The organism is Pseudomonas sp. B26(2017) (assembly GCF_002113045.1).
In the GTDB taxonomy this organism is placed as follows: domain Bacteria; phylum Pseudomonadota; class Gammaproteobacteria; order Pseudomonadales; family Pseudomonadaceae; genus Aquipseudomonas.
Genome location: NZ_NEJJ01000013.1, coordinates 71,607 through 94,358 on the forward strand (window position 1 = coordinate 71,607; position 22,752 = coordinate 94,358).

At 60.6% G+C, this 22,752-nt stretch carries 21 protein-coding genes; 12 read left to right on the top strand and 9 right to left on the bottom strand.

Annotation, left to right across the window (positions count from 1 at the left end; all coding sequences use genetic code 11):
- Window positions 1-42 precede the first annotated feature (42 nt).
- From mtr to CAF79_RS19790, 8 genes are all read left to right on the top strand, one after another.
- Window positions 43-1,311 carry a tryptophan permease gene (gene mtr / locus CAF79_RS19755; RefSeq protein ID WP_085699708.1) on the top strand — a complete coding sequence of 423 codons (1,269 nt, stop codon included), beginning with the start codon at window positions 43-45 and terminating at the stop codon, window positions 1,309-1,311.
- 263 nt (window positions 1,312-1,574) lie between these two features.
- Window positions 1,575-2,501, top strand: coding sequence for a glutamate/aspartate ABC transporter substrate-binding protein (locus CAF79_RS19760; RefSeq protein WP_085699710.1), 927 nt, complete (start codon window positions 1,575-1,577; stop codon window positions 2,499-2,501).
- Window positions 2,502-2,693: 192 nt separating this feature from the next.
- Entirely contained in the window at window positions 2,694-3,440 is a 747-nt protein-coding gene (locus CAF79_RS19765) for an amino acid ABC transporter permease (RefSeq protein ID WP_085684522.1), read from the top strand.
- On the top strand, window positions 3,440-4,111 hold the full coding sequence (locus CAF79_RS19770; protein WP_085699712.1) for an amino acid ABC transporter permease: 672 nt from the start codon (window positions 3,440-3,442) through the stop codon (window positions 4,109-4,111). The genes CAF79_RS19765 and CAF79_RS19770 overlap by 1 nt, the downstream gene beginning before the upstream one ends.
- Entirely contained in the window at window positions 4,108-4,842 is a 735-nt protein-coding gene (locus CAF79_RS19775; RefSeq protein WP_085699714.1) for an amino acid ABC transporter ATP-binding protein, read from the top strand. The genes CAF79_RS19770 and CAF79_RS19775 overlap by 4 nt, the downstream gene beginning before the upstream one ends.
- A gap of 65 nt (window positions 4,843-4,907) precedes the next feature.
- A complete protein-coding gene (locus tag CAF79_RS19780) occupies window positions 4,908-6,821 on the top strand; it encodes an ATP-binding protein (RefSeq protein ID WP_085699716.1) in 1,914 nt (637 codons plus the stop codon).
- Window positions 6,818-8,146 carry a sigma-54 dependent transcriptional regulator gene (locus tag CAF79_RS19785; RefSeq protein WP_085699718.1) on the top strand — a complete coding sequence of 443 codons (1,329 nt, stop codon included), beginning with the start codon at window positions 6,818-6,820 and terminating at the stop codon, window positions 8,144-8,146. The genes CAF79_RS19780 and CAF79_RS19785 overlap by 4 nt, the downstream gene beginning before the upstream one ends.
- A gap of 20 nt (window positions 8,147-8,166) precedes the next feature.
- A complete protein-coding gene (locus tag CAF79_RS19790; protein WP_162831789.1) occupies window positions 8,167-8,496 on the top strand; it encodes a GlpM family protein in 330 nt (109 codons plus the stop codon).
- A gap of 1 nt (window position 8,497) precedes the next feature.
- Here CAF79_RS19790 and CAF79_RS19795 read toward each other — a convergent pair whose 3' ends face one another.
- Both CAF79_RS19795 and metE read right to left on the bottom strand, forming a co-directional pair.
- Window positions 8,498-9,532 carry an alpha/beta fold hydrolase gene (locus CAF79_RS19795; RefSeq protein WP_085699721.1) on the bottom strand — a complete coding sequence of 345 codons (1,035 nt, stop codon included), beginning with the start codon at window positions 9,530-9,532 and terminating at the stop codon, window positions 8,498-8,500.
- Window positions 9,533-9,661: 129 nt separating this feature from the next.
- Window positions 9,662-11,974: a 5-methyltetrahydropteroyltriglutamate--homocysteine S-methyltransferase gene (metE, locus tag CAF79_RS19800; RefSeq protein WP_085699723.1), complete on the bottom strand. Its 2,313-nt coding sequence runs from the start codon at window positions 11,972-11,974 to the stop codon at window positions 9,662-9,664.
- Window positions 11,975-12,085: 111 nt separating this feature from the next.
- On the opposite strand from metE, the gene metR reads away from it, so the two are divergent.
- On the top strand, window positions 12,086-13,003 hold the full coding sequence (gene metR / locus CAF79_RS19805) for a transcriptional regulator MetR (RefSeq protein WP_085699725.1): 918 nt from the start codon (window positions 12,086-12,088) through the stop codon (window positions 13,001-13,003).
- Window positions 13,004-13,232: 229 nt separating this feature from the next.
- Window positions 13,233-13,715: a hypothetical protein gene (locus CAF79_RS28945; RefSeq protein WP_139832616.1), complete on the top strand. Its 483-nt coding sequence runs from the start codon at window positions 13,233-13,235 to the stop codon at window positions 13,713-13,715.
- A gap of 360 nt (window positions 13,716-14,075) precedes the next feature.
- Here the strand turns inward: CAF79_RS28945 and CAF79_RS19810 are convergent, their stop codons facing one another.
- The 5 genes from CAF79_RS19810 to CAF79_RS19835 all read right to left on the bottom strand — a co-directional run bounded on the left by CAF79_RS19810 (window position 14,076) and on the right by CAF79_RS19835 (window position 18,072).
- Window positions 14,076-14,576, bottom strand: a complete 501-nt coding sequence (locus CAF79_RS19810) for a GNAT family N-acetyltransferase (RefSeq protein ID WP_085699727.1) — start codon at window positions 14,574-14,576, stop codon at window positions 14,076-14,078.
- A 2-nt stretch (window positions 14,577-14,578) separates the two neighbouring features.
- The gene (locus tag CAF79_RS19815; RefSeq protein WP_085699729.1) at window positions 14,579-15,217 is read right to left on the bottom strand and encodes a LysE family translocator; all 639 of its coding nucleotides are present in this window, start codon (window positions 15,215-15,217) and stop codon (window positions 14,579-14,581) included.
- Between the two features lie 23 nt (window positions 15,218-15,240).
- Complete coding sequence (locus tag CAF79_RS19820) at window positions 15,241-15,666, bottom strand: NUDIX domain-containing protein (protein WP_085699731.1); 426 nt, start codon at window positions 15,664-15,666, stop codon at window positions 15,241-15,243.
- Between the two features lie 75 nt (window positions 15,667-15,741).
- Window positions 15,742-17,067, bottom strand: coding sequence for an APC family permease (locus tag CAF79_RS19825; protein WP_085699733.1), 1,326 nt, complete (start codon window positions 17,065-17,067; stop codon window positions 15,742-15,744).
- A gap of 189 nt (window positions 17,068-17,256) precedes the next feature.
- Window positions 17,257-18,072, bottom strand: a complete 816-nt coding sequence (locus CAF79_RS19835) for a carbon-nitrogen hydrolase family protein (protein ID WP_085699737.1) — start codon at window positions 18,070-18,072, stop codon at window positions 17,257-17,259.
- A gap of 125 nt (window positions 18,073-18,197) precedes the next feature.
- Between CAF79_RS19835 and CAF79_RS19840 the strand changes: the two genes are divergently transcribed.
- Window positions 18,198-18,998 (top strand): LuxR C-terminal-related transcriptional regulator, encoded by an 801-nt coding sequence (locus CAF79_RS19840; RefSeq protein WP_085699739.1) that lies wholly within the window; start codon window positions 18,198-18,200, stop codon window positions 18,996-18,998.
- A 156-nt stretch (window positions 18,999-19,154) separates the two neighbouring features.
- Window positions 19,155-20,774 (top strand): FMN-binding glutamate synthase family protein, encoded by a 1,620-nt coding sequence (locus CAF79_RS19845; protein WP_085699741.1) that lies wholly within the window; start codon window positions 19,155-19,157, stop codon window positions 20,772-20,774.
- Window positions 20,775-20,806: 32 nt separating this feature from the next.
- Here CAF79_RS19845 and CAF79_RS19850 read toward each other — a convergent pair whose 3' ends face one another.
- Complete coding sequence (locus CAF79_RS19850) at window positions 20,807-22,321, bottom strand: glycosyltransferase family 39 protein (protein WP_085699744.1); 1,515 nt, start codon at window positions 22,319-22,321, stop codon at window positions 20,807-20,809.
- Window positions 22,318-22,716, bottom strand: coding sequence for a GtrA family protein (locus CAF79_RS19855; RefSeq protein ID WP_326491537.1), 399 nt, complete (start codon window positions 22,714-22,716; stop codon window positions 22,318-22,320). Before CAF79_RS19855 ends, CAF79_RS19850 begins: the two co-directional genes overlap by 4 nt.
- Window positions 22,717-22,752 lie beyond the last annotated feature (36 nt).

Consider the following 22,752-nt stretch of genomic DNA (forward strand, 5'->3'; position numbering starts at 1 on the left):
CTGGATCGAATTCTTCATAACAATATCGATGCAGGCCCTGCCATGCGTGCCACCTCACTCGATTCACCCGCTTCATCCTCCGTCCTCGAACGGCCGCCCTCGATCCTGGGCGGCGCCATGATCATCGGCGGCACCATCGTCGGCGCGGGAATGTTTTCCCTGCCGGTCATCATGTCCGGGCTGTGGTTCTACGGTTCGGTCGCGGTGCTGGTGTTTGCCTGGTTCTGCACCCTGCATTCGGGCCTGATGATTCTCGAGGCCAACCTCAACTACCACGAAGGGGCGAGTTTCTCGACCATCACCCGTGATCTGCTGGGGCATGCCTGGAGCCGGATCAACGGTCTGAGCATCGTCTTCGTGCTCTATACCCTGACCTACGCCTACATTTCCGCCAGTGGTTCAGTGATCCATCACACCGTGCAATCCATGGGCATCTCGCTGTCGCCGCGCCTCGGCGGGCTGGGATTCACCGTACTGGTGGCGTTCATCGTCTGGCTCAGCACCTCGGCGGTGAGCCGGATGACCACTGTGGTGTTTGGCGCGAAGATTCTGGCGTTTTTCCTGACCTTCGGCGGTCTGCTCGGCCATGTACAACCGGCCACGCTGCTCGACCTCAACGGCGGCGACAGCCGTCACTGGCCCTACCTGCTGGTGACCCTGCCCTTCTGCCTGACCTCGTTCGGTTTCCACGGCAATGTGCCGAGCCTGATGAAGCATTTCGGCAAGGACCCTCGGCGAATCCGCGCCTGCCTGCTGGGCGGGACGCTGATCGCGCTGGGCCTGTATCTGGTGTGGATGCTGTGCAGCATGGGTAATATTCCCCGCGAAGCCTTCAAGGACATCGCCCAGCGCGGCGGCAACATTGATGTGCTGATCAGCGCTCTCGGTTCGCGCCTGGACAGCGCCCATGTCGACCTGTTGCTGACCTTCTTCTCCAACTTCGCCGTGGCCTGCTCGTTTCTCGGCGTGACCCTGGGCCTGTTCGATTATCTGGCCGACGTGCTCGGCTTCGACGATCAGCCCATGGGCCGCCTGCGAACGGCTGCCGCCACCTTTCTGCCACCGATGATCTGCGGGTTCCTCTGGCCGGAAGGCTTCATTCATGCCATCGGGTTTGCCGGGCTGGCCGCCACGCTCTGGGCCGTGATCACCCCGGCGTTGCTGGCGCGGGCCTCGCGCACTCGCTTTGGCAGCCCGCATTACCGGGTCTGGGGCGGCACGCCCATGATCGCACTGGTGCTGTTTTTCGGGGTGATCTGCGCGCTCTCGCACCTGCTGTTCACCCTGGACCTGCTACCCGTCTGGCGCTGAACCATCGGCATTCGGTTTTCCGAACGCGACCTGTCGGTCGGTTCGGATTACCGGATCAGAAAGGCTGAAAAACGCCATCACAAAACTTTAATAACCAGCAAAATCAACCAGTTAACCTGTCGCAACTGGTCTGGCACGACTCATGCTCTACACTCCTTCGACGAATGCCTGTTGCGCCAACACAACCGGAGCCGTCAGGCATTCGAAGTACAAAGGGCCCGCTCAACCGGCTCCATAAAAAAAACAATGTCGAGGAAAATTTGATGCGCATCGTTCCCCATATCCTGGGCGCAGCCATTGCTGCCGCTCTGATCAGCACACCAGTTTTCGCTGCCGAGCTCACCGGCACCCTTAAGAAAATCAACGACTCGGGCACCATCACCCTCGGGCATCGTGACAGCTCCATTCCCTTCTCCTACATCGCCGATGCTTCGGGTAAACCCGTGGGCTACTCCCACGACATTCAGGTCGCTATCGTCGAAGCCCTGAAAAAAGACCTGAACAAGCCTGACCTGAACACCAAGTACAACCTGGTCACCTCGCAAACCCGTATTCCTCTGGTGCAGAACGGCACCGTGGACATCGAGTGCGGCTCCACCACCAACAACGCCGAACGCGCCCAGCAAGTCGACTTCACCGTCAACATCTTCGAAATCGGCACCCGCCTGCTGGTCAAGAAAGACAAGGAAGGCAAGCCGTCCTACGCTGACTTCGCCGACCTGAAAGGCAAGAACGTCGTGACCACCGCCGGCACCACGTCCGAGCGCATCATCAAGGCGATGAACGCCGACAAGCAGATGGGCATGAACGTCATCTCCGCCAAGGACCACGGCGAATCCTTCCAGATGCTGGAGAGCGGCCGCGCCGTCGCCTTCATGATGGACGACGCCCTGCTGGCCGGCGAAGAAGCCAAGGCCAAGAAGCCGGACGACTGGGTCATCACCGGTACTCCGCAGTCCTTCGAAGCCTACGCGTGCATGGTTCGTAAAGACGACCCGGCCTTCAAGAAGGCTGTAGACGACGCCATCGTCGCGCTCTACAAGTCCGGCGAGATCAACAAGATCTACAGCAAATGGTTCGAAAGCCCGATCCCACCGAAGGGTCTGAACCTGAACTTCCCGATGAGCGAAAAGGTTAAAGAGCTGATCGCCAACCCGAGCGACAAGCCTGCACCAGACGTAAAAATCTGACGCTGATCTAACCTTGTCACCTGAGGGAGCCCATCCTTCCTCGGGTGACAGTTAATACCTGCTGGTTTCAACTGGAACACTCGACCTGGTGGTTTTCGAGCCGATCGCGTGTGCCTGACGTTCAACGTCAGACGGGAAAGGATCTTCCCCAGGCGGGCACTTGTACATCGATCGAATCGAGGGGAGACCCTAATGAATTACAACTGGGACTGGGGCGTGTTCTTCAAGTCCACCGGCGTGGGCAGCGAGACCTATCTCGACTGGTTCATCTCCGGCCTGGGCTGGACCATCGCCATCGCCATCGTGGCCTGGATCATTGCCCTGTTGCTGGGCTCGCTGCTGGGCATCATGCGCACCGTGCCGAACCGCATCGTGGCGGGCATCGCGACCTGCTACGTCGAACTGTTCCGTAACGTGCCGCTGCTGGTTCAGCTGTTCATCTGGTACTTCCTGGTGCCCGACATGCTGCCGCAGAACCTGCAGGACTGGTACAAGCAGGACCTGAACCCGACCACCTCGGCCTACCTGAGCGTTGTCGTCTGCCTGGGCCTGTTCACCGCCGCCCGGGTCTGCGAACAGGTTCGCACCGGTATCCAGGCGCTGCCGCGTGGCCAGGAATCCGCCGCCCGCGCGATGGGTTTCAAACTGCCGCAGATCTACTGGAACGTGCTGCTGCCCCAGGCCTACCGGATCATCATTCCGCCGCTCACCTCGGAATTCCTGAACGTGTTCAAGAACTCCTCCGTGGCCTCGCTGATCGGTCTGATGGAGCTTCTGGCGCAAACCAAACAGACCGCCGAGTTCTCGGCCAACCTGTTTGAAGCCTTCACCCTGGCGACCCTGATCTACTTCACCCTGAACATGAGCCTGATGCTGCTGATGCGCATGGTCGAGAAGAAAGTCGCCGTGCCCGGCCTGATCTCCGTGGGGGGTAAATAATGGAATTCGATTTCAGTGGCATCGTTCCGGCCATCCCCGGCCTGTGGAACGGCATGCTGATGACCCTCAAGCTGATGGCGCTGGGCGTGATCGGCGGGATCATCCTCGGCACCCTCCTCGCGCTGATGCGTCTGTCCCACAGCAAACTGCTGTCGAGCATCGCCGGCGCCTACGTCAATTATTTCCGCTCGATCCCGCTGCTGCTGGTGATCACCTGGTTCTACCTGGCAGTGCCGTTCGTGCTGCGCTGGATCACCGGCGAAGACACCCCGATCGGCGCGTTCACCTCGTGCATCGTGGCGTTCATGATGTTCGAAGCGGCGTATTTCTGCGAAATCGTCCGGGCCGGCGTGCAGTCGATTCCCAAGGGCCAGATGGGTGCCGCCCAGGCACTGGGCATGACCTACGGCCAGATGATGCGCCTGATCATCCTGCCCCAGGCGTTCCGCAAGATGACCCCGCTGCTGCTGCAGCAGAGCATCATCCTGTTCCAGGACACCTCGCTGGTCTACACCGTGGGCCTGGTGGACTTCCTCAACGCCTCGCGCGCCAGTGGCGACATCATTGGCCGCTCGAATGAGTTCCTGATCTTCGCAGGTCTCGTGTACTTCACCATCAGCTTTGCCGCCTCGCAGCTGGTCAAGCGTCTGCAAAAAAGGTTCGCCGTATGATCTCTATCAAGAACATCAACAAGTGGTATGGGGACTTCCAGGTGCTGACCGATTGCAGCACCGAGGTCAAAAAGGGTGAAGTGATCGTGGTTTGCGGCCCGTCCGGTTCGGGCAAGTCGACCCTGATCAAGTGCGTCAACGCGCTGGAACCCTTCCAGAAAGGCGACATCGTGGTCGACGGCACGTCGATTGCCGATCCGAAGACCAACCTGCCGAAACTGCGCTCGCGCGTCGGCATGGTGTTCCAGCATTTCGAACTGTTCCCGCACCTGACCATCACCGAAAACCTGACCATCGCGCAGATCAAGGTGCTGGGCCGCAGCAAGGAAGAAGCGACCAGGAAAGGCCTGCAACTGCTTGAGCGCGTCGGCCTGTCGGCTCACGCCCACAAGCACCCCGGCCAACTGTCCGGCGGTCAGCAACAGCGTGTGGCGATCGCCCGTGCACTGGCGATGGACCCGATCGTCATGCTGTTCGACGAGCCGACCTCGGCGCTGGACCCGGAAATGGTCAACGAAGTGCTCGACGTGATGGTGCAACTGGCCCACGAAGGCATGACCATGATGTGCGTGACCCACGAAATGGGCTTCGCCCGCAAAGTGGCTGACCGCGTGATCTTCATGGATGCCGGCAAGATCATCGAAGACTGCCCGAAAGACGAATTCTTCGGCGACATCAATGCCCGCTCCGAACGCGCGCAGCATTTCCTCGAGAAAATCCTGCAGCACTAAAAAACTGCCGGATTCCCCGACAGCAACTGTCGGGGAATCCGGGTGGTTGACCCAAGGCATCTGTGATGAAATGCGACCCCACTCTCTATCGCGCCACGCCGCCATCACTTGCCGTGAAACCCCGTCTGATCCGCCACCTGTTCCTGCCGCCGCTGGTCATCGCCCTGATGATCGGACTGGGCTACATCGGCTTCTGGACCAGTGAACACTTCGGCATTCGCAGCCTCGGCGAAAACGGCCAGCGCCAGCTGGAACTGCACGCCCGCGCGGTCGAAAGCGAGATCAGCAAATACACCTACCTGCCCAGCCTGCTGGAACTCGAATCGAGCGTTTCGCAGTTGCTCGGCGACCCGACCCCGGAACACCGGCAAACGGTCAACGATTACCTTGAAGGCCTGAACCGGCGCAGCCGCAGTCGGGCCATCTACGTCATGGACACCACCGGTCGCGTCATGGCCACCAGCAACTGGCGCGACGTCGACAGCTACCTCGGTGAAGACCTGTCGTTCCGCGCCTACTTCCAGAATGCCATCCGCGGCCAGCCCGGACGTTTCTACGGGATCGGCAGCACCAACGGCGAACCCGGCTATTACCTGGCCCACGGCCTCGAAGAACACGGCAAGATCATCGGCGTCGCGGTGGTCAAGGTGCGCCTGGAAGCCATGGAAGAACGTTGGCAGCGAGCGCGCCTGGAAGCATTCGTCAGCGATGAAAACGGCATCATCATTCTGTCCAGCGACCCGGCGCGGCGCCTGAAATCGGTAATTGCGCTGAGCGACGAGACCAAGGAAAAACTCGCCCGCAGCCTGCAGTACTACTGGTTCCCGCTGAACGAGCTGCAACCGCTGGCCCGGGAAACCCTGTCCGAAGGCGTGGAAAAACTCACCTTCCCGGCCAACAGCGAAGTGCCGAGCCAACAGGACCGCCATGAAGAAAACATCAGCTATCTGGCGCAAACCCGGCCGCTGAGCGACACCCCGTGGAATTTCACTCTGCTCACCCCGTTGCAGGACCTGCGGCGCGAGGCGATCAATCAAGGGATTCTGGTGGCCGTGGCATTTGCCTTGGTGGCGTTCCTGCTGATCGCCTGGAACGAACGGCGCAAGGTCATCGCCACCCGCCTCGCCGCCCGCGAAGCCTTGCAGGAAGCCAACAATCAGCTGGAGCGTCGGATTACCGAACGCACCGCCGACCTGCGCGCCAGCAACGACCGGCTCAAGAGTCAGATCCGCGAACGGCGTCAGGCCGAAGAAACCTTGCGCCGCGCCCAGGACGAACTGGTGCAGGCCGGCAAACTCGCGGCCATCGGCCAGATGTCGACCAGCATCGCCCACGAACTGAACCAGCCGCTGGCGGCGATGCGCACGCTGTCGGGCAACACCATTCGCTTCCTTGAGCGCGGCCAGCTGGATGTCGCGAGCACCAACCTTAAGACCATCAACGACCTGATCGACCGCATGGGCCGGATCACCGCCAGCCTGCGCTCCTTCGCCCGACGCGGCGACGACAAGGGCCGCGCCAGCCTCGGCAAAGCGGTGGATGCCGCGCTGCAAGTGCTCGGCGCCCGTGTCGAAAAAGCCGCCCTGCAACAGCATCGCCAGTTCGACGATGTCCAGGTGCAGATCGACCAGACACGACTGGAACAGATTCTGGTCAACCTGATCGGCAACGCCCTTGACGCGATGCAGGCGCAACCGCTGCCGGAACTGTGGCTGGAAGGCGAAGAATTCAACGGCAAATATCGCCTGCGGGTACGCGACAACGGTCACGGCATCGACGCCGAAGCGCGCAAGCATCTGTTCGAACCGTTCTTCACCACCAAACCCGGCGAACAGGGTCTGGGCCTCGGCCTGACCCTGTCGGCCAGCCTCGCCGCCGCCACCGGCGGGCATCTGGGTGTCGAACACCCGGCCAGCGGTGGCACCACCTTCGTCCTCAGTTTACCGTTGGTAAGCCCTACTCCTGCCGAGCCAATATGAACAACGACCTTAGTGTGCTGATCGTCGAAGACGATCCCCATGTGCTGCTCGGCTGCCAGCAGGCGCTGACCCTCGAAGACATTCCCTGCATCGGCGTGGGCAGTGCCGAAGAGGCGCTGGAGCAGGTCGGCGACAACTTTGCCGGCATCGTCATCAGCGACATTCGCCTGCCGGGCATCGACGGCCTGGAACTGCTGACCCGCCTCAAGCAACGTGATCGCAGCCTGCCGGTGGTGCTGATCACCGGGCATGGCGACATCTCCATGGCCGTCGGCGCGATGCAGAAAGGCGCCTACGATTTCATGGAAAAACCGTTCTCCCCCGAACGTCTGGTCGATGTGGCCCGTCGCGCGCTGGAGCAACGCAGCCTGAATCGCGAAGTCTCGTCCCTGCGCCGGCAACTGGCCGAACGCGATTCCCTTGAAGGTCGGATCATCGGCCGTTCGCCGGCCATGCAGAACCTGCGGGAGCTGATCGCCAATGTCGCCGACACCTCGGCCAACGTGCTGATCGAAGGGGAAACCGGTACCGGCAAGGAACTGGTCGCCCGTTGCCTGCACGACTTCAGCCGCCGCCACACCAAACAGTTCGTGGCGCTGAACTGCGGCGGTCTGCCGGAAAACCTGTTCGAAAGCGAAATATTCGGCCACGAAGCCAACGCCTTCACCGGCGCCGGCAAGCGGCGGATCGGCAAGATCGAACACGCCGATGGCGGCACGCTATTCCTCGATGAAGTCGAAAGCATGCCACTGCCGTTGCAGATCAAACTGCTGCGGGTGTTACAGGAGCGCACCCTTGAACGCCTCGGCTCGAACCAGAGTGTGGCGGTGGATTGCCGGGTGATTGCGGCCACCAAGTCCGACCTCGACGAATCGAGCAAGGTCGGTGAATTCCGCAGCGACTTGTACTACCGCCTCAACGTGGTGACGCTGGAACTGCCGCCTCTGCGCGAACGCCGCGAAGACATCCTGCAACTGTTCGAACACTTCACCCAGCAATCGGCCCTGCGCTTCGACCGCGCACTGCCGGAGCTGGACAACCAGACGCTGTCGAGCCTGATGAGCCACGACTGGCCGGGCAACGTGCGCGAGTTGCGCAACGTCGCCGAGCGCTTCGCCCTCGGTCTGCCGGCGTTCAAGAAAACCGGCGCGGGCAGTACAGGCCAAGGCCTGGCGTTCGCCGAAGCAGTGGAAGCGTTCGAACGCAACCTGCTCAGTGACGCCCTGCAACGCAGCGGCGGCAACCTGACCCAGGCCAGCCTGGAACTGGGGATGGCCAAGACCACGCTGTTCGACAAAGTGAAAAAGTACGGCCTGAGCCATTAAGCGAGAACGACGTGGATCTGATTTTCAAGGCAATGCTCGGCGCGGCAGTGGTGGTGATCCTCGCCATGCTGGCCAAGACCAAAAACTACTACATCGCCGGGCTGGTGCCGCTGTTCCCGACCTTCGCCCTGATCGCCCACTACATCGTCGGCAAGGGCCGTTCGATCGACGACCTGAAGACCACCATCGTCTTCGGTATGTGGTCGATCATCCCGTACTTCGTGTATCTGGCGACGCTGTACGTGATGGTCGACCGCATGCGCCTCGAAGCTTCGCTGGCGGTCGCGGCGGTGGCGTGGCTGATGGCGGCGACGGTGCTGGTGTCGGTGTGGGTACGGCTTCACGCCTGAGTCAAAGCAGGTTGTGCTCTGCCACCGGTTCGATCTGCGCCCAGTGCGACGTGTCTTCGCGATGCTCGCGCAGATACGGCAACACCGCCGCCAGCAACGGCTCCTTGAACGCTTCCTGAAAGCGGTGCGCCAGCCCCGGAATCAAGCGCAACTGACTGCCGCGAATGTGCGCCGCCAGATGCACGCCGTGCATCACCGGCAGCAGCGGATCCGCCGTGCCATGCACCACCAGCGTCGGGACCCGCAGTTGATTGAGCAACGCCACCCGGCTCGGTTCGGCGAGGATCGCCATGATCTGGCGCTTCACGCCTTCAGGGTTGAACGCCCGGTCATAGGACAGCGCCGCCTGATGCAGCAACGCCTGGCGATCATCACTGACTGAAGGGCTGCCCAGCGCCGCCAGCAGATCCGCCTGTTGCTCCAGTGCGATCTGGCGATTGGGAGCACCACGTCGAGCCAGCAATTGCACCAGTGCCGCGCTCGGCGCCGGCAGCCCTTCGGCACCGGAGCTGGTCATGATCAGCGTCAGGCTCTCGACCCGTTGCGGTGCCATCGCCGCCATGTGCTGGGCGATCATCCCGCCCATGCTCGCGCCGAGCACATGGAATTGCTCGACGTGCAACGCGTCCATCAGCCCCAGCGCATCGTCGGCCATGTCGGTCAGGCTGTAAGGCGCCGCCACCGGCAACCCGAGTTTGTAGCGCAGCACTTCAAAGGTCAGGTTGGCGTCGGCCGGCGCCTGGCGCCAGGTCGAAAGACCGACATCGCGGTTGTCATAACGGATCACCCGAAAGCCCTGCTGACACAGCGCAACCACCACTTCATCCGGCCAGTGGATCAACTGCCCGCCCAGCCCCATCACCAGCAGCAGCGCCGGATCCGACCCACGGCCGATGCTCTGGTACGCCAGGCTCACCTGCTCCAGATCGACCCGCTCGGTCGGTACATTGACGTCGCAACGCGACGCCGCAGAAGACGCCGGAACGAAAAAAACCGCGGCCAACAACGCCGCGATTGCAAAAATTCCCTTGAACATGAAAAACACCGAAACGCAGAACCCCAGTAGAGCGCGAGTCTGATGAAGTTTGTTCAAGCGCGCTGCCACAGTTCGATGACAGTTTGATGAAGAGTGCCGAGCGGTCGCCACTCTTCATTCGGTGTTGCGTTACGCCAACTGACTGCGCAACTGTCGCGCCGCCGCGACCATGTTGACCAGCGCCGCCTCGGTCTCAGGCCAGGCGCGGGTCTTCAGGCCACAATCGGGGTTGACCCACAACCGCGCTGCCGGAATCCGTTTCACGGCCTTGCTCATCAGCTTGACCATTTCCGCTGTGTCCGGCACTCGCGGCGAGTGGATGTCATAGACGCCCGGGCCGATGTCGTTCGGGTAGTCGAACGCTTCAAAGGCCTCAAGCAATTCCATGTCCGAGCGCGAGGTTTCGATGGTGATCACATCGGCATCCATGTCGGCAATCGCCTTGATCACGTCGTTGAATTCGCTGTAGCACATGTGGGTGTGAATCTGGGTTTCGTCCTTTACGCCCGAGGCGGTCAGGCGGAACGCTTCCACCGCCCAGTCGAGGTATTCCTGCCACTGTGCGCGGCGCAGCGGCAAGCCTTCGCGGAACGCGGCTTCGTCGATCTGCACGATCCTGATCCCGGCGTTTTCCAGATCCACCACCTCGTCACGCAGGGCCAGCGCCAGTTGTTGCGCCTGGACCTTGCGCGACACATCTTCGCGGGGGAACGACCACATCAGCATGGTCACAGGGCCGGTCAGCATGCCTTTCATGACCTTGTCGGTCAGGCTCTGGGCGTAGGTGATCCAGTCCACGGTCATGGGGTTCGGACGGGACAGATCGCCATAAATCACCGCTGGTTTGACGCAACGGGAGCCGTAGCTCTGGACCCAGCCGAAACGGGTGATCAGATAGCCGTCCAGTTGCTCGGCAAAGTACTCGACCATGTCATTGCGCTCGGCCTCACCGTGCACCAGCACATCCAGGCCCAGACGTTCCTGCACCTGCACCGCGTGGCGGATTTCGCTGCGCATCGCATCGTGGTAATCGTTGGCCGACAGTTTGCCCTGCTTGAACGCCTGACGGGCCAGACGAATCGACCCGGTCTGCGGGAACGAACCGATGGTGGTGGTCGGGAACGCCGGCAATTTCAGACGCGCCTGTTGCGCGGCGATGCGTTTGGCGAACGGCGAATGACGCTGGCTGTCGCTGGCGTTGATCGCTTCGATCCGCGCCTGCACGGCGGGTTTATGAATACGCGGCGAGCGGGCGCGACGCTCTTGAATCGCGCGGCTTTCGGCCAGCGCGCTTTGCACTTTCGGCGCTTGCGGATCGTTCAGCGCATCACGTAACACAGAGATTTCGCTGCACTTCTGCACGGCGAATGCCAGCCAGCTTTTCAGTTCCGGGTCGAGCTTGTCTTCGCGCTCGACATCCACCGGGCTGTGCAGCAACGAGCAGGAACTGCTGACCCACAGGTTGTCGCCAAAGCGCTCCTGCGCCGGTTGCAACTGCGCCAGTGCCTGCTCCAGTTCGCAGCGCCAGACGTTGCGGCCGTTGACCAGGCCTACCGAAAGAATCTTGTAGGTCGGCAGGCGATCCAGCACCTGACCGAGCTGATCCGGCGCCCGCACGGCGTCGATGTGCAAGCCCTGCACCGGCAAGCCGACGGCCAGGCCGAGGTTGTCTTGCAGGCCACTGAAATAGGTCGCCACCAGTTTCTTCAGCGGCGAGTACTGAAGGATGTGATAGGCGCGTTCGAAGGCACTTTTCCAGGCTTGCGGCAGGTCGAGGGTGAGGATCGGTTCGTCGATCTGCACCCACTCCACGCCCTGTGTGGCGAGACGGCCGAGGATGTCGTTGTACACCGGCAGCAGGCGCTCGAGCAGGTCGAGCTTGTCGAAGTCGTTGCCTTTGACCTTGCCCAGCCACAGATAAGTCAGCGGGCCGATGATCACCGGTTTGACGTTGTGACCGAGGGCCTTGGCTTCTTCGACTTCATCAAACAGCTGTTCCCAGCTCAGCTTGAACTGCTGGTCTGCGCTGAACTCCGGGACCAGGTAGTGGTAGTTGGTGTCGAACCACTTGGTCAGTTCCTGTGCGTATCGGGTCTTGCCGTGCTCAGCACCGCAACAGGACGCCGTGGCGCCACGGGCCATGGCGAACAGCGTGTCGAGCGTCGGCAGGCCACGCTCGTCGCGCACCCCGTCGAAGCGCTCGGGGATCACACCGAAAGTCAGCGAGTGGGTCAGCACCTGGTCGTACCAGGCAAAGTCGCCGACCGGCAGCAGGTCGATGCCGGCGTCTTTCTGCAATTGCCAGTGCCTGGCGCGCAGCTCACGGCCGACCTGGTTCAGGGACGCCTGATCGAGATCGCCTTTCCAATAGGCTTCGAGGGCTTTTTTCAGTTCGCGGTCGGCGCCAATGCGCGGGAAACCCAGAGTGTGAGCCACGGCCATGTCGAATGTTCTCCATTGCGTAAAAGATGGCGCCATTGTCGACAGCCAGGGCAACATGAGACAAACTCAACCTTTTCGTGTTGATCACAAATTTTACTCATGGAGCCTGCGGTGCTTGAGATCCGTCACCTGAAAACCCTGCACGCCCTGCGCGAAGCCGACAGCCTGGTGGATGCGGCCGATCGCCTGCACCTGACCCAGTCGGCGCTGTCCCACCAGTTCAAGGAACTGGAAGAGCGCATGGGCATGCCGCTGTTCGTGCGCAAGACCAAACCCGTACGCTTCACCAGCGCCGGCCTGCGCCTGCTGCAACTGGCCGACGCGACACTGCCGCTGCTGCGCGCCGCCGAACGCGACATCGGGCGTCTGGCCGGGGGCACCGCCGGGCGTCTGCACATGGCCATCGAATGCCACAGCTGTTTCCAGTGGCTGATGCCGACCATCGATCAGTTCCGCGATGCCTGGCCGGAAGTCGAACTCGACCTCGCTTCGGGTTTCTCCTTTGCCCCGCTGCCGGCGCTGGCTCGTGGCGATCTGGATCTGGTGGTGACGTCCGATCCGCTGGAAATCGCCGGCATCACCTACGTGCCGCTGTTCACCTACGAAGCCATGCTCGCAGTCGCCAACCAGCACGCATTGGCGAGCAAACCGTACATCGTCCCCGAAGATCTGCTGAGCGAAACCCTGATCACTTATCCGGTGGAACGGGATCGTCTCGATATCTTCACTCGCTTCCTCGAACCGGCCGACATCGAACCGGCGCAGGTGCGCACCTCAGAGCTGACGGTGATGATGATGCAACTGGTGGCCAGCGGCCGTGGTGTGTGCGGCATGCCGCACTGGGCACTGCATGAATACAGCTCGCGGGGCTACGTGAAGGGTAAGCGGCTGGGCGAGAAAGGCTTGTTTGCAACGCTGTACGCGGCGATCCGCGCCGACATGCTGGACGCGCCGTATATGCGCGATTTCCTGCTGACGGCCAAGGACACCTCGTTCTCGACGCTGGATGGGGTCAGCGCGGTTCGTTGAGGCTGGCGGTTGGCACGAAAAGCGCGCACCACATATGGATCTTGTCGAAGTAGTCCTCACCGACCCGAACCGCCGATTTATGTCCTACGTCAGCAGACGTTGCGCAAGCCTTGACCACTCGTCTGGACTGTCAAAGTTGACAGGTGCGCAACTTTCTACCGACGGCGCTCAATGGTGCATGCCTGCTGCCATTCCGGTAAGGGGCTGAGCCTGCAAAGGAGCGCTACCAATGAATACCAATGAAGTACTGAGTGAAGACTTTGGAAATGAAAGAGTCTTATTTCAACCCGATATTACATATACGATCCCCAGCGGAGAAATAACACTTTTGCCTCACAGTTTACCCCTGAATAGCGGAATTCTAAGTGCAACTTGGGCTCACTCTCCCGGAAAAAACGAAGAGAGCTCATTATGCGTAGAAAATGGAGGAGTGAAATATACATTTAACTCTACTTACTCTTACGTGAGTTTTTGGTTCGCGATAAGCAGGGGAGGCACTGGTCGCCCGTATGATTCTTATTCGATAAGATTTTATGATGCACAGGAAACGCTACTCCACACTACCATTGCGCAGGCACAGGAGTCGATTTCCTATCATCCGATATCATTTTCCGGGAAGGGAATAAAAAGCGTGCAAATTCAACTTGGAGATGAGGATGTCGGTGGATATCAAATAACTACCGCAGCTGATTTTTTTCAATTCAGAGTTTAGGAGATGCAGGACGCGGGAACGCGTTAATTAACCAGCTCCGGCAGGAAAAAGGGACCGTCAAGGTTAACCTCCCCACAGCCCGCAGCAATGCGGGTGAAATAAGTGGGGGGCATTAATTACCTGCCAGGTCATCAAAGCCAGGCAATTCATCAGGGCGGTTGAGTACCTGTCGAAAGTTCTCCATGGCTTGGTGGGGGGGCGAGTATTGGCAGGCCATGCAGTTCGCGTTGGGAAATTCCGATTCCTCTACAGGAAAACGTGAACATGTGGTCTTCCGTCAGACCGTGACTATGCGCAATAAAGGCCGCTTCGCAGCCCCGCAGGAGCAAGTTCCCTCGCCACGAAAGTCCGACCAGGACTTCAGCGAGATTCACACCACATATGGATCTTGTCGAAATATTCCTCACCGACCCGCACCGCCATCGGCTCCAGACCAAACTGGATGAAACCGCAGCGCTGGTACAGTTTGAATGCGGCTTCATTGCCGGCGGTGACGGTCAGTTGAATGACTTTCAGTGCCGGATGCTGCTGCGCTTCCTCCAGCACGGCCTCCATCAATTTCAGTCCCAGGCCTCGTTGACGAAACCCGGCCGACACATACATGCCGAACACCGTTGCCTTATGCCGGGCCTTCTCCCGAGGCTCGAACGCCAGGCCGACAATGCCCGCCAGCCGACTGCCTTCGAACGCCCCAAACACCGCGTCGAGCTTGCTGGTCAGCCGTGATTCCCACCAGCTCAGCGGCATCACTGCGCGCTCGCGCACACTGGAAGTGAACGCTTGCGGATGCCGGTCATAGGCTTCCAGCATCAATTCGCGATAGGCCAACGCATGACTGGCGTCGAGCCGTTCGATCCACATGTTCAGGCGGCCTTGCGTTGTTCAAGCATCAGCCGCACGGCCAGTGCGCCCAGCACAAAGCCCATGAAATAACGCTGCACCGCCAGCCAGGTCGGGTTGTTGACGAACCACGACGCGATACCGGCCGCCGACAGGGCGATCAACAGGTTGACGCTGAAACTGACGCTGATCTGGGTCAGGCCGAGAATGATGCTCTGGCTGAACACCGAGCCGTGCTCCGGCGTGATGAACTGCGGAAACACCGAGAGGTAGAACACCGCGATTTTCGGGTTCAGCGCGCTGGTGAGAAACCCCATGGTGATGAGCTTGCGCGACGAGTCCGCCGGCAATGCCTGCACCTCGAATGGCGAGCGTGCGCCGGGTTTCACTGCCTGCCAGGCCAGCCACAACAGGTACAGCGCGCCGGCCCACTTCAACACCTCATAAGCCATCGGGACCGCGAGAAACACCGCCGTCAAACCGGCTGCCGCCGCGAACATATGCACGAAGAACCCGGCCACCACGCCCACCAGCGACGTGACCCCGGCCTTGCGGCCCTGACAGATCGAACGGGAGATCAGGTAGATCATGTTCGGCCCCGGCGTCAGTACCATCAGCAGCGCGGCGGCGGCAAAAATCAGCAGGTCTTGAAGCGGGATCATGACGAAGTCCTTTGCACGAATGATCAGGCGATCGCGGTCAGCGAGGCTCGATAAAACGGCAGGATCAGGTCACGTGTCAATGGGGCGAGAACGACATTGCCGTCGGTGGCCGGGTCGATCCAGATCACCTCTTCGATCTCGGCGGCCGGAGATACCCTGGCGTCGATGGTCAGCTGAAAGATCTCGGCCTGCACGACGAATCCCGGCTCGTTGGCGGCGGGTGCCGAGAACTGGCCGAGAAAACTCGCCTGCGCCGGATCGATCAGCAGTCCCAGTTCTTCTTCCAGCTCACGGGCCAGCGCATGCACCGGCAGCTCATGGGCTTCGATTTTGCCGCCGGGCTGCATGAACGCCGTGGTGTCGCGCTTGCGCACCAGCAGGGTCTGGCCGTCGGAGTTGAGCAGCAGCGCGGCAGCGATGCGGATCGTGGAACTGTTTGCGGTCGACATGAACGAAAAGCCTATGACTCAAAAACGGCAAGGATCACACGCTTGCCGCTCGTGAGGCAAAGGCTCGACCGCACGTCAGGCCGCTTCCTGGAAATCCATTTCCGGCGGCTGACGACGGAACCCGCCGGTCAGCACCGCCAGATACACCACACCAATCGCCAGCCAGCTCAGGCCCAGATACAGCGCCAGGTGATCGAGGCTGACCATCAGCCACAAGTCCGCCGCCAGGCCGATGAACGGGAAGACCAGAAACAGCATCAGCTCGCGCAGGCCTTTTTTCTCGCCGCCGATCCAGTAGTGAAAAATCACCGACAGATTGACCAGGCTGAACGCCAGGAACGCGCCGAAGTTGATGAACGAAGTCGAGGTGGTCACGTCGAGCTTCAGCGCCAGCAAAGCCACCACCGCACACAGCAGGATGCTGTTGACCGGCGTACCGAAGCGCTCGTGCAAGGTGCCGAAAAACGACTTGGGCAGCACACCGTCACGGCCCATCGCAAACAACAACCGCGAACCGCTGGCCTGCGCCGACAGGCCCGAGGCGAACTGACCGACGATCAGGCCGATCAGGAAGATCGACACGAACAGGTCGTCACCGATATTGCGCGCAATTTCGTAGGCCGCCGAGTCGACGCTGTCGAACTGGAACGATGGATGGGCGATCTGCACGAAGTACGATACGCCGACGAAAATCAGCCCGCCGATCAGGGTGATCAACATGATTGCCCGAGGAATGGTGCGGCGTGGATCACGGGTTTCTTCGGTGAGGGTGCTGACCGCGTCGAAACCGAGAAACGAGTAGCAGGCGATGGCGGCCCCGCTCATGATCAGCGGCATCTGCATGTCGCCATTGAAGAACGGTTTGATCGACCACAGCGGCGTGCTGGCATCGCCACCGACGTAGTGCACGCACAGCGCGACAAAGGCGATCAGCACCAGGAACTGCACCAGCATCAGCAAGGCGTTGATGCCGTTGGCCAGTTTCAGGCCGATGATGTTGATCGCGCTGGTGATGCCGATGAACGCCAGCACCCAGATCCACTGCGGGATCGACGGGAAGGCCGACGCGAGGTATGCGGCGCCGATCAGCCAGATCGCCATCGGCAGAAACAGATAATCGAGCAGCACCGCCCACCCGGCGATGAAGCCGAGTTTCGGGCTGATGGCCTTGCGCACGTAGCTGTAGGCCGAGCCCGCCACCGGGAACGCGGCGGCCATGCGGCCATAACTCATGGCGGTGAAAAACATCGCCACCAGCGCCGCCAGATACGCGGCGGGCACCATGCCGGCGGTGGACTGGGCGAGGATGCCGAACGTGCCGAGGACAATGATCGGCGTCATGTAGGCGATGCCGAACAGCACCACCGACCCCAGCGAAAGGGTGCGTTGCAAACGAGCCATGGGCGACTTACTCCGGATTTTATTGGATTTATGGCAGAGGCCGAGTTCGGCGAATGTTTCGGGTGTTGCTGATCGTTCCCACGCTCCGCGTGGGAATGCAGCCCGGGACGCTCTGCGTCCCAAGAGCGGACGCAGAGCGTCCATGGAGGCATTCCTACGCAGAGCGTGGGAACGATCGGGTACAACGGGTCAAGGGATCAGCAGCTCTCGTACTCCCGAGGCGTGCTCGACCACCTCCCCCGGCAACTTCAATCGCTGATCATCCAGATAGCGATAATCCTTGCGCGCCAGCGCCAACTGGTCGAAATCCAGCTCAACGCTGAACCGCCCCTCCTCACGCCCGGCCTCGAACAGCACCGTTCCCAGCGGATCCACCAGCGCACTGCCGCCGGCAAACATCAACCCGTCATCCCCGGCTTCCACGCGGTTGACCATCAATGCAAACGCCTGGTTTTCCTGAGCCCGGGCCATGATCGCAGTGCGGTGGGTCGGGCCGTACGGGTCCATGTTGCCGTTGGTCACGATCAACATCTGCGCACCCAGTTGCGCCAGGGCGCGGGCCGATTCCGGGAACTCGATGTCGTAACAGATCAGCAGACCGACCCGCACACCGTTCCACAAACACGTTGCATATCGGTCACCCGCTTCGAACACACCACGATCCGACGCCCAGAGGTGGGTCTTGCGGTATTTCAGGGCGATACCTTCGGGAGTGATCAGCAGCGTGGTGTTGTAGAAGCGGCCGTCATCGTTCTCGGCCATGCCGATCACCACCGCCAGGTTGCGTTCACGGGCGGCGGCCTGCACGGCGCTGACGGTCGGGCCGTCGACCGGTTCGGCGACCTGCGCCACGGTGTCAGCGGTCGGGAAGCCCATCAGGTGGGTCTCGGGGAACACGATCAATTGCGTGTCGGTGGCGCAGGCCGCAATCGCGGCGAGGGCGCGTTCGAGGTTGTACGCCGTGTCTTTGTCACGGCCCGCCAGTTGGGCGAGTTCGACTTTCATGGGGAGTCCTTGTGATGAGCGCCGGGGGCGGAAAGATTGCCCGGCGGCTGTCTGTGGGCCAGTATGCTTCGCATTCGACCGGCCAGGGAATTACGCGGCCGGGGTAACCCGATAGGGGTAGAGGCATGACTGTTTCGTTTGACGACATCAACTGGCACCGCGCCGTCGGGCAGTTGATCGACGCCCTCGACAAGCCGAATTTCTGGGCGCAACTGGTGCGCCTGCTCGACCAGTACGTCACGTTCGATAGCTGGGTGGCGCTGCTGTTCAGCGCCGACCGTCACCCGCAGGTGTTCGCCGAATGCCCCGGTGCCGACGGCAGTCCCGACCAGCTGTTTCAGGATTATCTGCGCGGGTTGTACCTGCTCGATCCGTTCTACATCGCCTGCCGCGAGCAATCGCGCACCGGGTTGTATCGCCTGTCGGAGGTCGCGCCGGAGCACTTCGAACTGACCGAGTATTACCAGCGATACTTTCGTCTGAATGTGGTGGCCGACGAAATCCAGTTCAATTGCCAGCTCGAAGGCGACCGCACGCTGTGTCTGTCACTGGGCAGCCAGCAGCGCTTCACCGGCGAGCAGATTGCCCTGCTGTCGCTGATCCAGCCGTGGGTGCTCGGCCTGTTGCGCCAGCGCCTGCCCTATGAAATCAACGAAACCGTGGCCCTCGCCCCGGCGCCTGCGCAACCGGACTGGCGGGTGCAGCTCGAAGCGTCGGTGCAGCAACTCAAGGGCGCTCAGCTGACCGCCCGGGAGCTGGACGTCGGGCGCCTGATGCTCAGCGGTTGCTCCAGTAAAGAAATCGCCCGTAAGCTGGAAATCTCTGTTGAAACCGTGAAAGTCCATAAGAAACACATGTACAGCAAGCTGGGGATCAAATCCCAGTCGGAGCTGTTTTCGATCTTTCTGCAGGCGCAGAACGCCTGATACAGCGCTGTGAGCTTTTCTGTGGGAGCGAGCTTGCTCGCGAAAGGGCCGCCATAACCGACTTATGCGTTGACTGGCCCACCGCTATCGCGAGCAAGCTCGCTCCCACAGGGATCTGCGGCGCTGAACAATCCAAGTCCGAACCAAGGAAACCGTATGAGCCTGTCACTCCTGAGCCGCTACGCCTTCTTTGCCGTCTGCGTGATTTTCACCCTCGCCAGCCTGCCCTTTCTCGAACACGACTGGCTGTGGCCGATCACCGCCGTCACCGGCGTATTGAGCCTGATCGGTCTGTTCGACCTGATGCAGAGCCCGCACGCGGTGCGCCGCAATTACCCGATCCTGGGCAACATCCGTTATCTGGTCGAGGGGATTCGCCCGGAAATCCGCCAGTACCTGCTGGAATCCGACAGCGACGCCCTGCCCTTCTCTCGCGCCCAGCGTTCGCTGGTGTATTCGCGAGCGAAGAATGAAACCGCCGACAAGCCGTTCGGCACCCTGATCGACGTCTACCAATCCGGCTTCGAATTCATCGGTCATTCGATGCGCCCGGCACCGTTGAGCGACCCGAGCAGCTTTCGCGTCACCGTCGGTGGCCCGCAGTGCACCCAGCCTTACTCGGCATCGGTGTTCAACATCTCGGCCATGAGTTTTGGCTCCCTCAGCGCCAACGCGATCCGCGCGCTGAACCAGGGCGCCAAACTCGGCAACTTCGCTCACGACACCGGCGAAGGCAGCATCAGCCCCTATCACCGCGAACACGGCGGCGACCTGACCTGGGAACTGGGCAGCGGCTATTTCGGCTGCCGCACCAGCGACGGCCGTTTCGACCCGGAACGTTTCGCCGCCCAGGCGCAGACCCCGCAGGTGCGGATGATCGAAATCAAGATGAGCCAGGGCGCCAAACCGGGCCACGGCGGAATTCTGCCCAAGCACAAAGTGACCCAGGAAATCGCCGACACCCGCGGCATCCTGATGGGCGAAGACTGCATCTCGCCGTCGCGCCACAGCGCGTTCTCCACACCGATCGAGATGATGCATTTCATCCAGCAGCTGCGTGAACTGTCCGGCGGCAAACCGGTGGGCTTCAAGTTCTGCCTCGGCCATCCGTGGGAGTTCATGGGCATCGCCAAGGCCATGCTGGAGACCGGCATCCTGCCGGACTTCATCGTGGTCGACGGCAAGGAAGGCGGCACCGGCGCCGCCCCGGTGGAGTTCACCGACCACATCGGCGTGCCGATGCGCGAAGGCCTGCTGTTTGTTCACAACACCCTGGTGGGGCTGAATCTGCGCGACAAGATCAAGCTCGGCGCCAGCGGCAAGATCGTCAGCGCCTTCGACATTGCCAGCGTGCTCGCCATCGGCGCCGACTGGGCCAACTCGGCGCGCGGCTTCATGTTCGCCATCGGCTGCATCCAGTCGCAAAGCTGCCACACCAACAAATGTCCGACCGGCGTCGCCACTCAGGACACCCTGCGCCAGCGTGCGCTGGTGGTGCCGGACAAGGCCCAGCGGGTCTACAACTTTCACCGCAATACGCTCAAGGCGCTGGCGGAAATGCTCGCCGCCGCCGGCCTCGATCATCCGTCGCAACTCTCGGCCAAGCATTTGGTACGGCGCATGTCGGCGACCGAGATCAAACTGTTTTCACAGCTGCACGTGTTCCTGAAACCGGGGGAGTTGCTCACCGGGGAAGTGAACGGCGAGTTCTATTCGCGGATGTGGCAGATGGCGCGGGCGGACAGTTTTGAACCGCAGGAAGTCGTAGCTGCTTGAATGATTCATGGCCTGTCCACGCCGGCAGGCCCTCACTTGTGAACAAACAAGCGGGCTTCGATATCACCTCCGTCAAGGCTCCGAATCTTGATCCATTGGTTCGAGAACAAAGAGAGATCTTTGGCATTCGATTTGTGCGCGACCCACCACACTCGTTTTGCATCCAGCGCCCTTATCGAATCATCATCAATCAGCATTGATTGTTGCGGTGCCGGGATCAGCGCCCATCCCGAACGATCCGGATATCCGGAAAGCCGTACACTTGTCATCCCTACAAAAATCTTTGGTGATATGCCCGTTTTGTTGTAGTTCGCGAACGGAAAATACCAATACAGATTGTCAAACACGATCTCGTCGCCTGAACGGCTCTGGGCATTCAAGGCAATCGCCAGTGCCTCCATCTCTGCACTGTTGTTTCGACGCCTGGAGAGGTCTGCCATTCCCTGGAGTTCGCCCAGTAGAAACGCTGCCATGAGCAGCAAGGCAAGTGTCCGTCGACGATGCCACCACTTATCAATAGCCACCGCAACGATCAATGGAAGCGCGATAGCTGCAAAGTAAAAGTAGCGGAGGATAAACGCTGGTTTCACCAGGGAAATCGCTAGCAAAAACAGTAATGGGATAAAGAAATATCCCACCAAAAGCCAGGCATACCGTCGTGAGTCACGATGTTGCATCAGTACGGTAAACGCGCAGGCGATGATAAAAACAGACGGCCAGACTCGCCACCATGTCGCCCAGCTTACTGACTCGCTCGTACCGGTTATTTGCCATATGAGGGTAAATACCGATTGCCAGGTGAGCGGCGCTATCCAGCCGAAATCCGGTCGGCTGAGCAGTTGATCAGTCAGTACAGGCAGCCAGGGCACATACAGTAGAACGATCATGCCGTTAGCCAGAATCCAGGCACGCCCCCCAATTGCCTTGTCTTGAAGTTCGGAGCACGTTTTCCACCAGAAAAGCCAATGAATGGCCACGCACAGGAACGCAAAGTAATGCGTATAGAACGCAGCAGCCATCAATAAAACATAGGAAATCGCAAACCGTTTTTTTTCGGGTGCCCGAGTCCAACACACCAGAGCCATCGTTGCGCCAATCAGCCAAAACCCCAGCAGGGTGTACATTCGGGCCTCCTGACTGTAGCCGGCGGATAACGGCAGCAACGCCAGCAGCAACGCAGCAATCCAGGTGGCCCGGCGCGTGGAAATCAGGCTCATCAACCTGACACACAACAACAGCGTTCCCACATCCGCCAGCGCACTCATCGCCCGGGCCGGCAGTGCTCCCTCCCCCCACAACATCACCCAGTAATTCAGCAGCACGTAATACAGTGGAGGATGAACATCCAGCGCAGTCAGTGCCAAAATGCGCGCCGGCGTTTCGCGTGCGAGCAACAGACTGTAGGCCTCGTCATACCAGATACTCGGCACATCAATGGCGTAAAACCGCACGATCAGGGCGAGGAATACAACCGCCAGAAGGGCCAGTCTGTCGATCCTCAAGGAAGTGAACCCCGCGGAGGCCGCAACGCTCGCAAGGCTTTTCATGTCTGACGCCGCCGAAACAGCACAAACCGGAAAAAGCAGTACCCCAGCAACAGATTCAACAGCGAAAACACGGACACCGTCGCCAGTCCCGGCAAATTCCGCGCATCACCGAACTCACCTGTGCCATAACTCAAAACGCCCATCACGCTCATGAAGCCCAGATAGGCCAGCACTGACGTTCCAGTCTCGAATGTGTAGAGCGCGTTCATGTAAAACGAGAAGGCGGCGGCGATACAAAACGCGGCGAAGTTACTTGCCGACTGAGTCGCCTGAACGGCGCTGGTCAACACGAAAAAAATCTGCCAGTGAATCAACATGCCGCCGAGGCCGATGGCCGTTTGTGCGGAAAACCCTTTCCACAAGATTCTCATCGCCAATCCTTGCTGTCGCGGCAACCGTCGAGTGCTTCAAGCTAGGACAGAGCGTGAGCA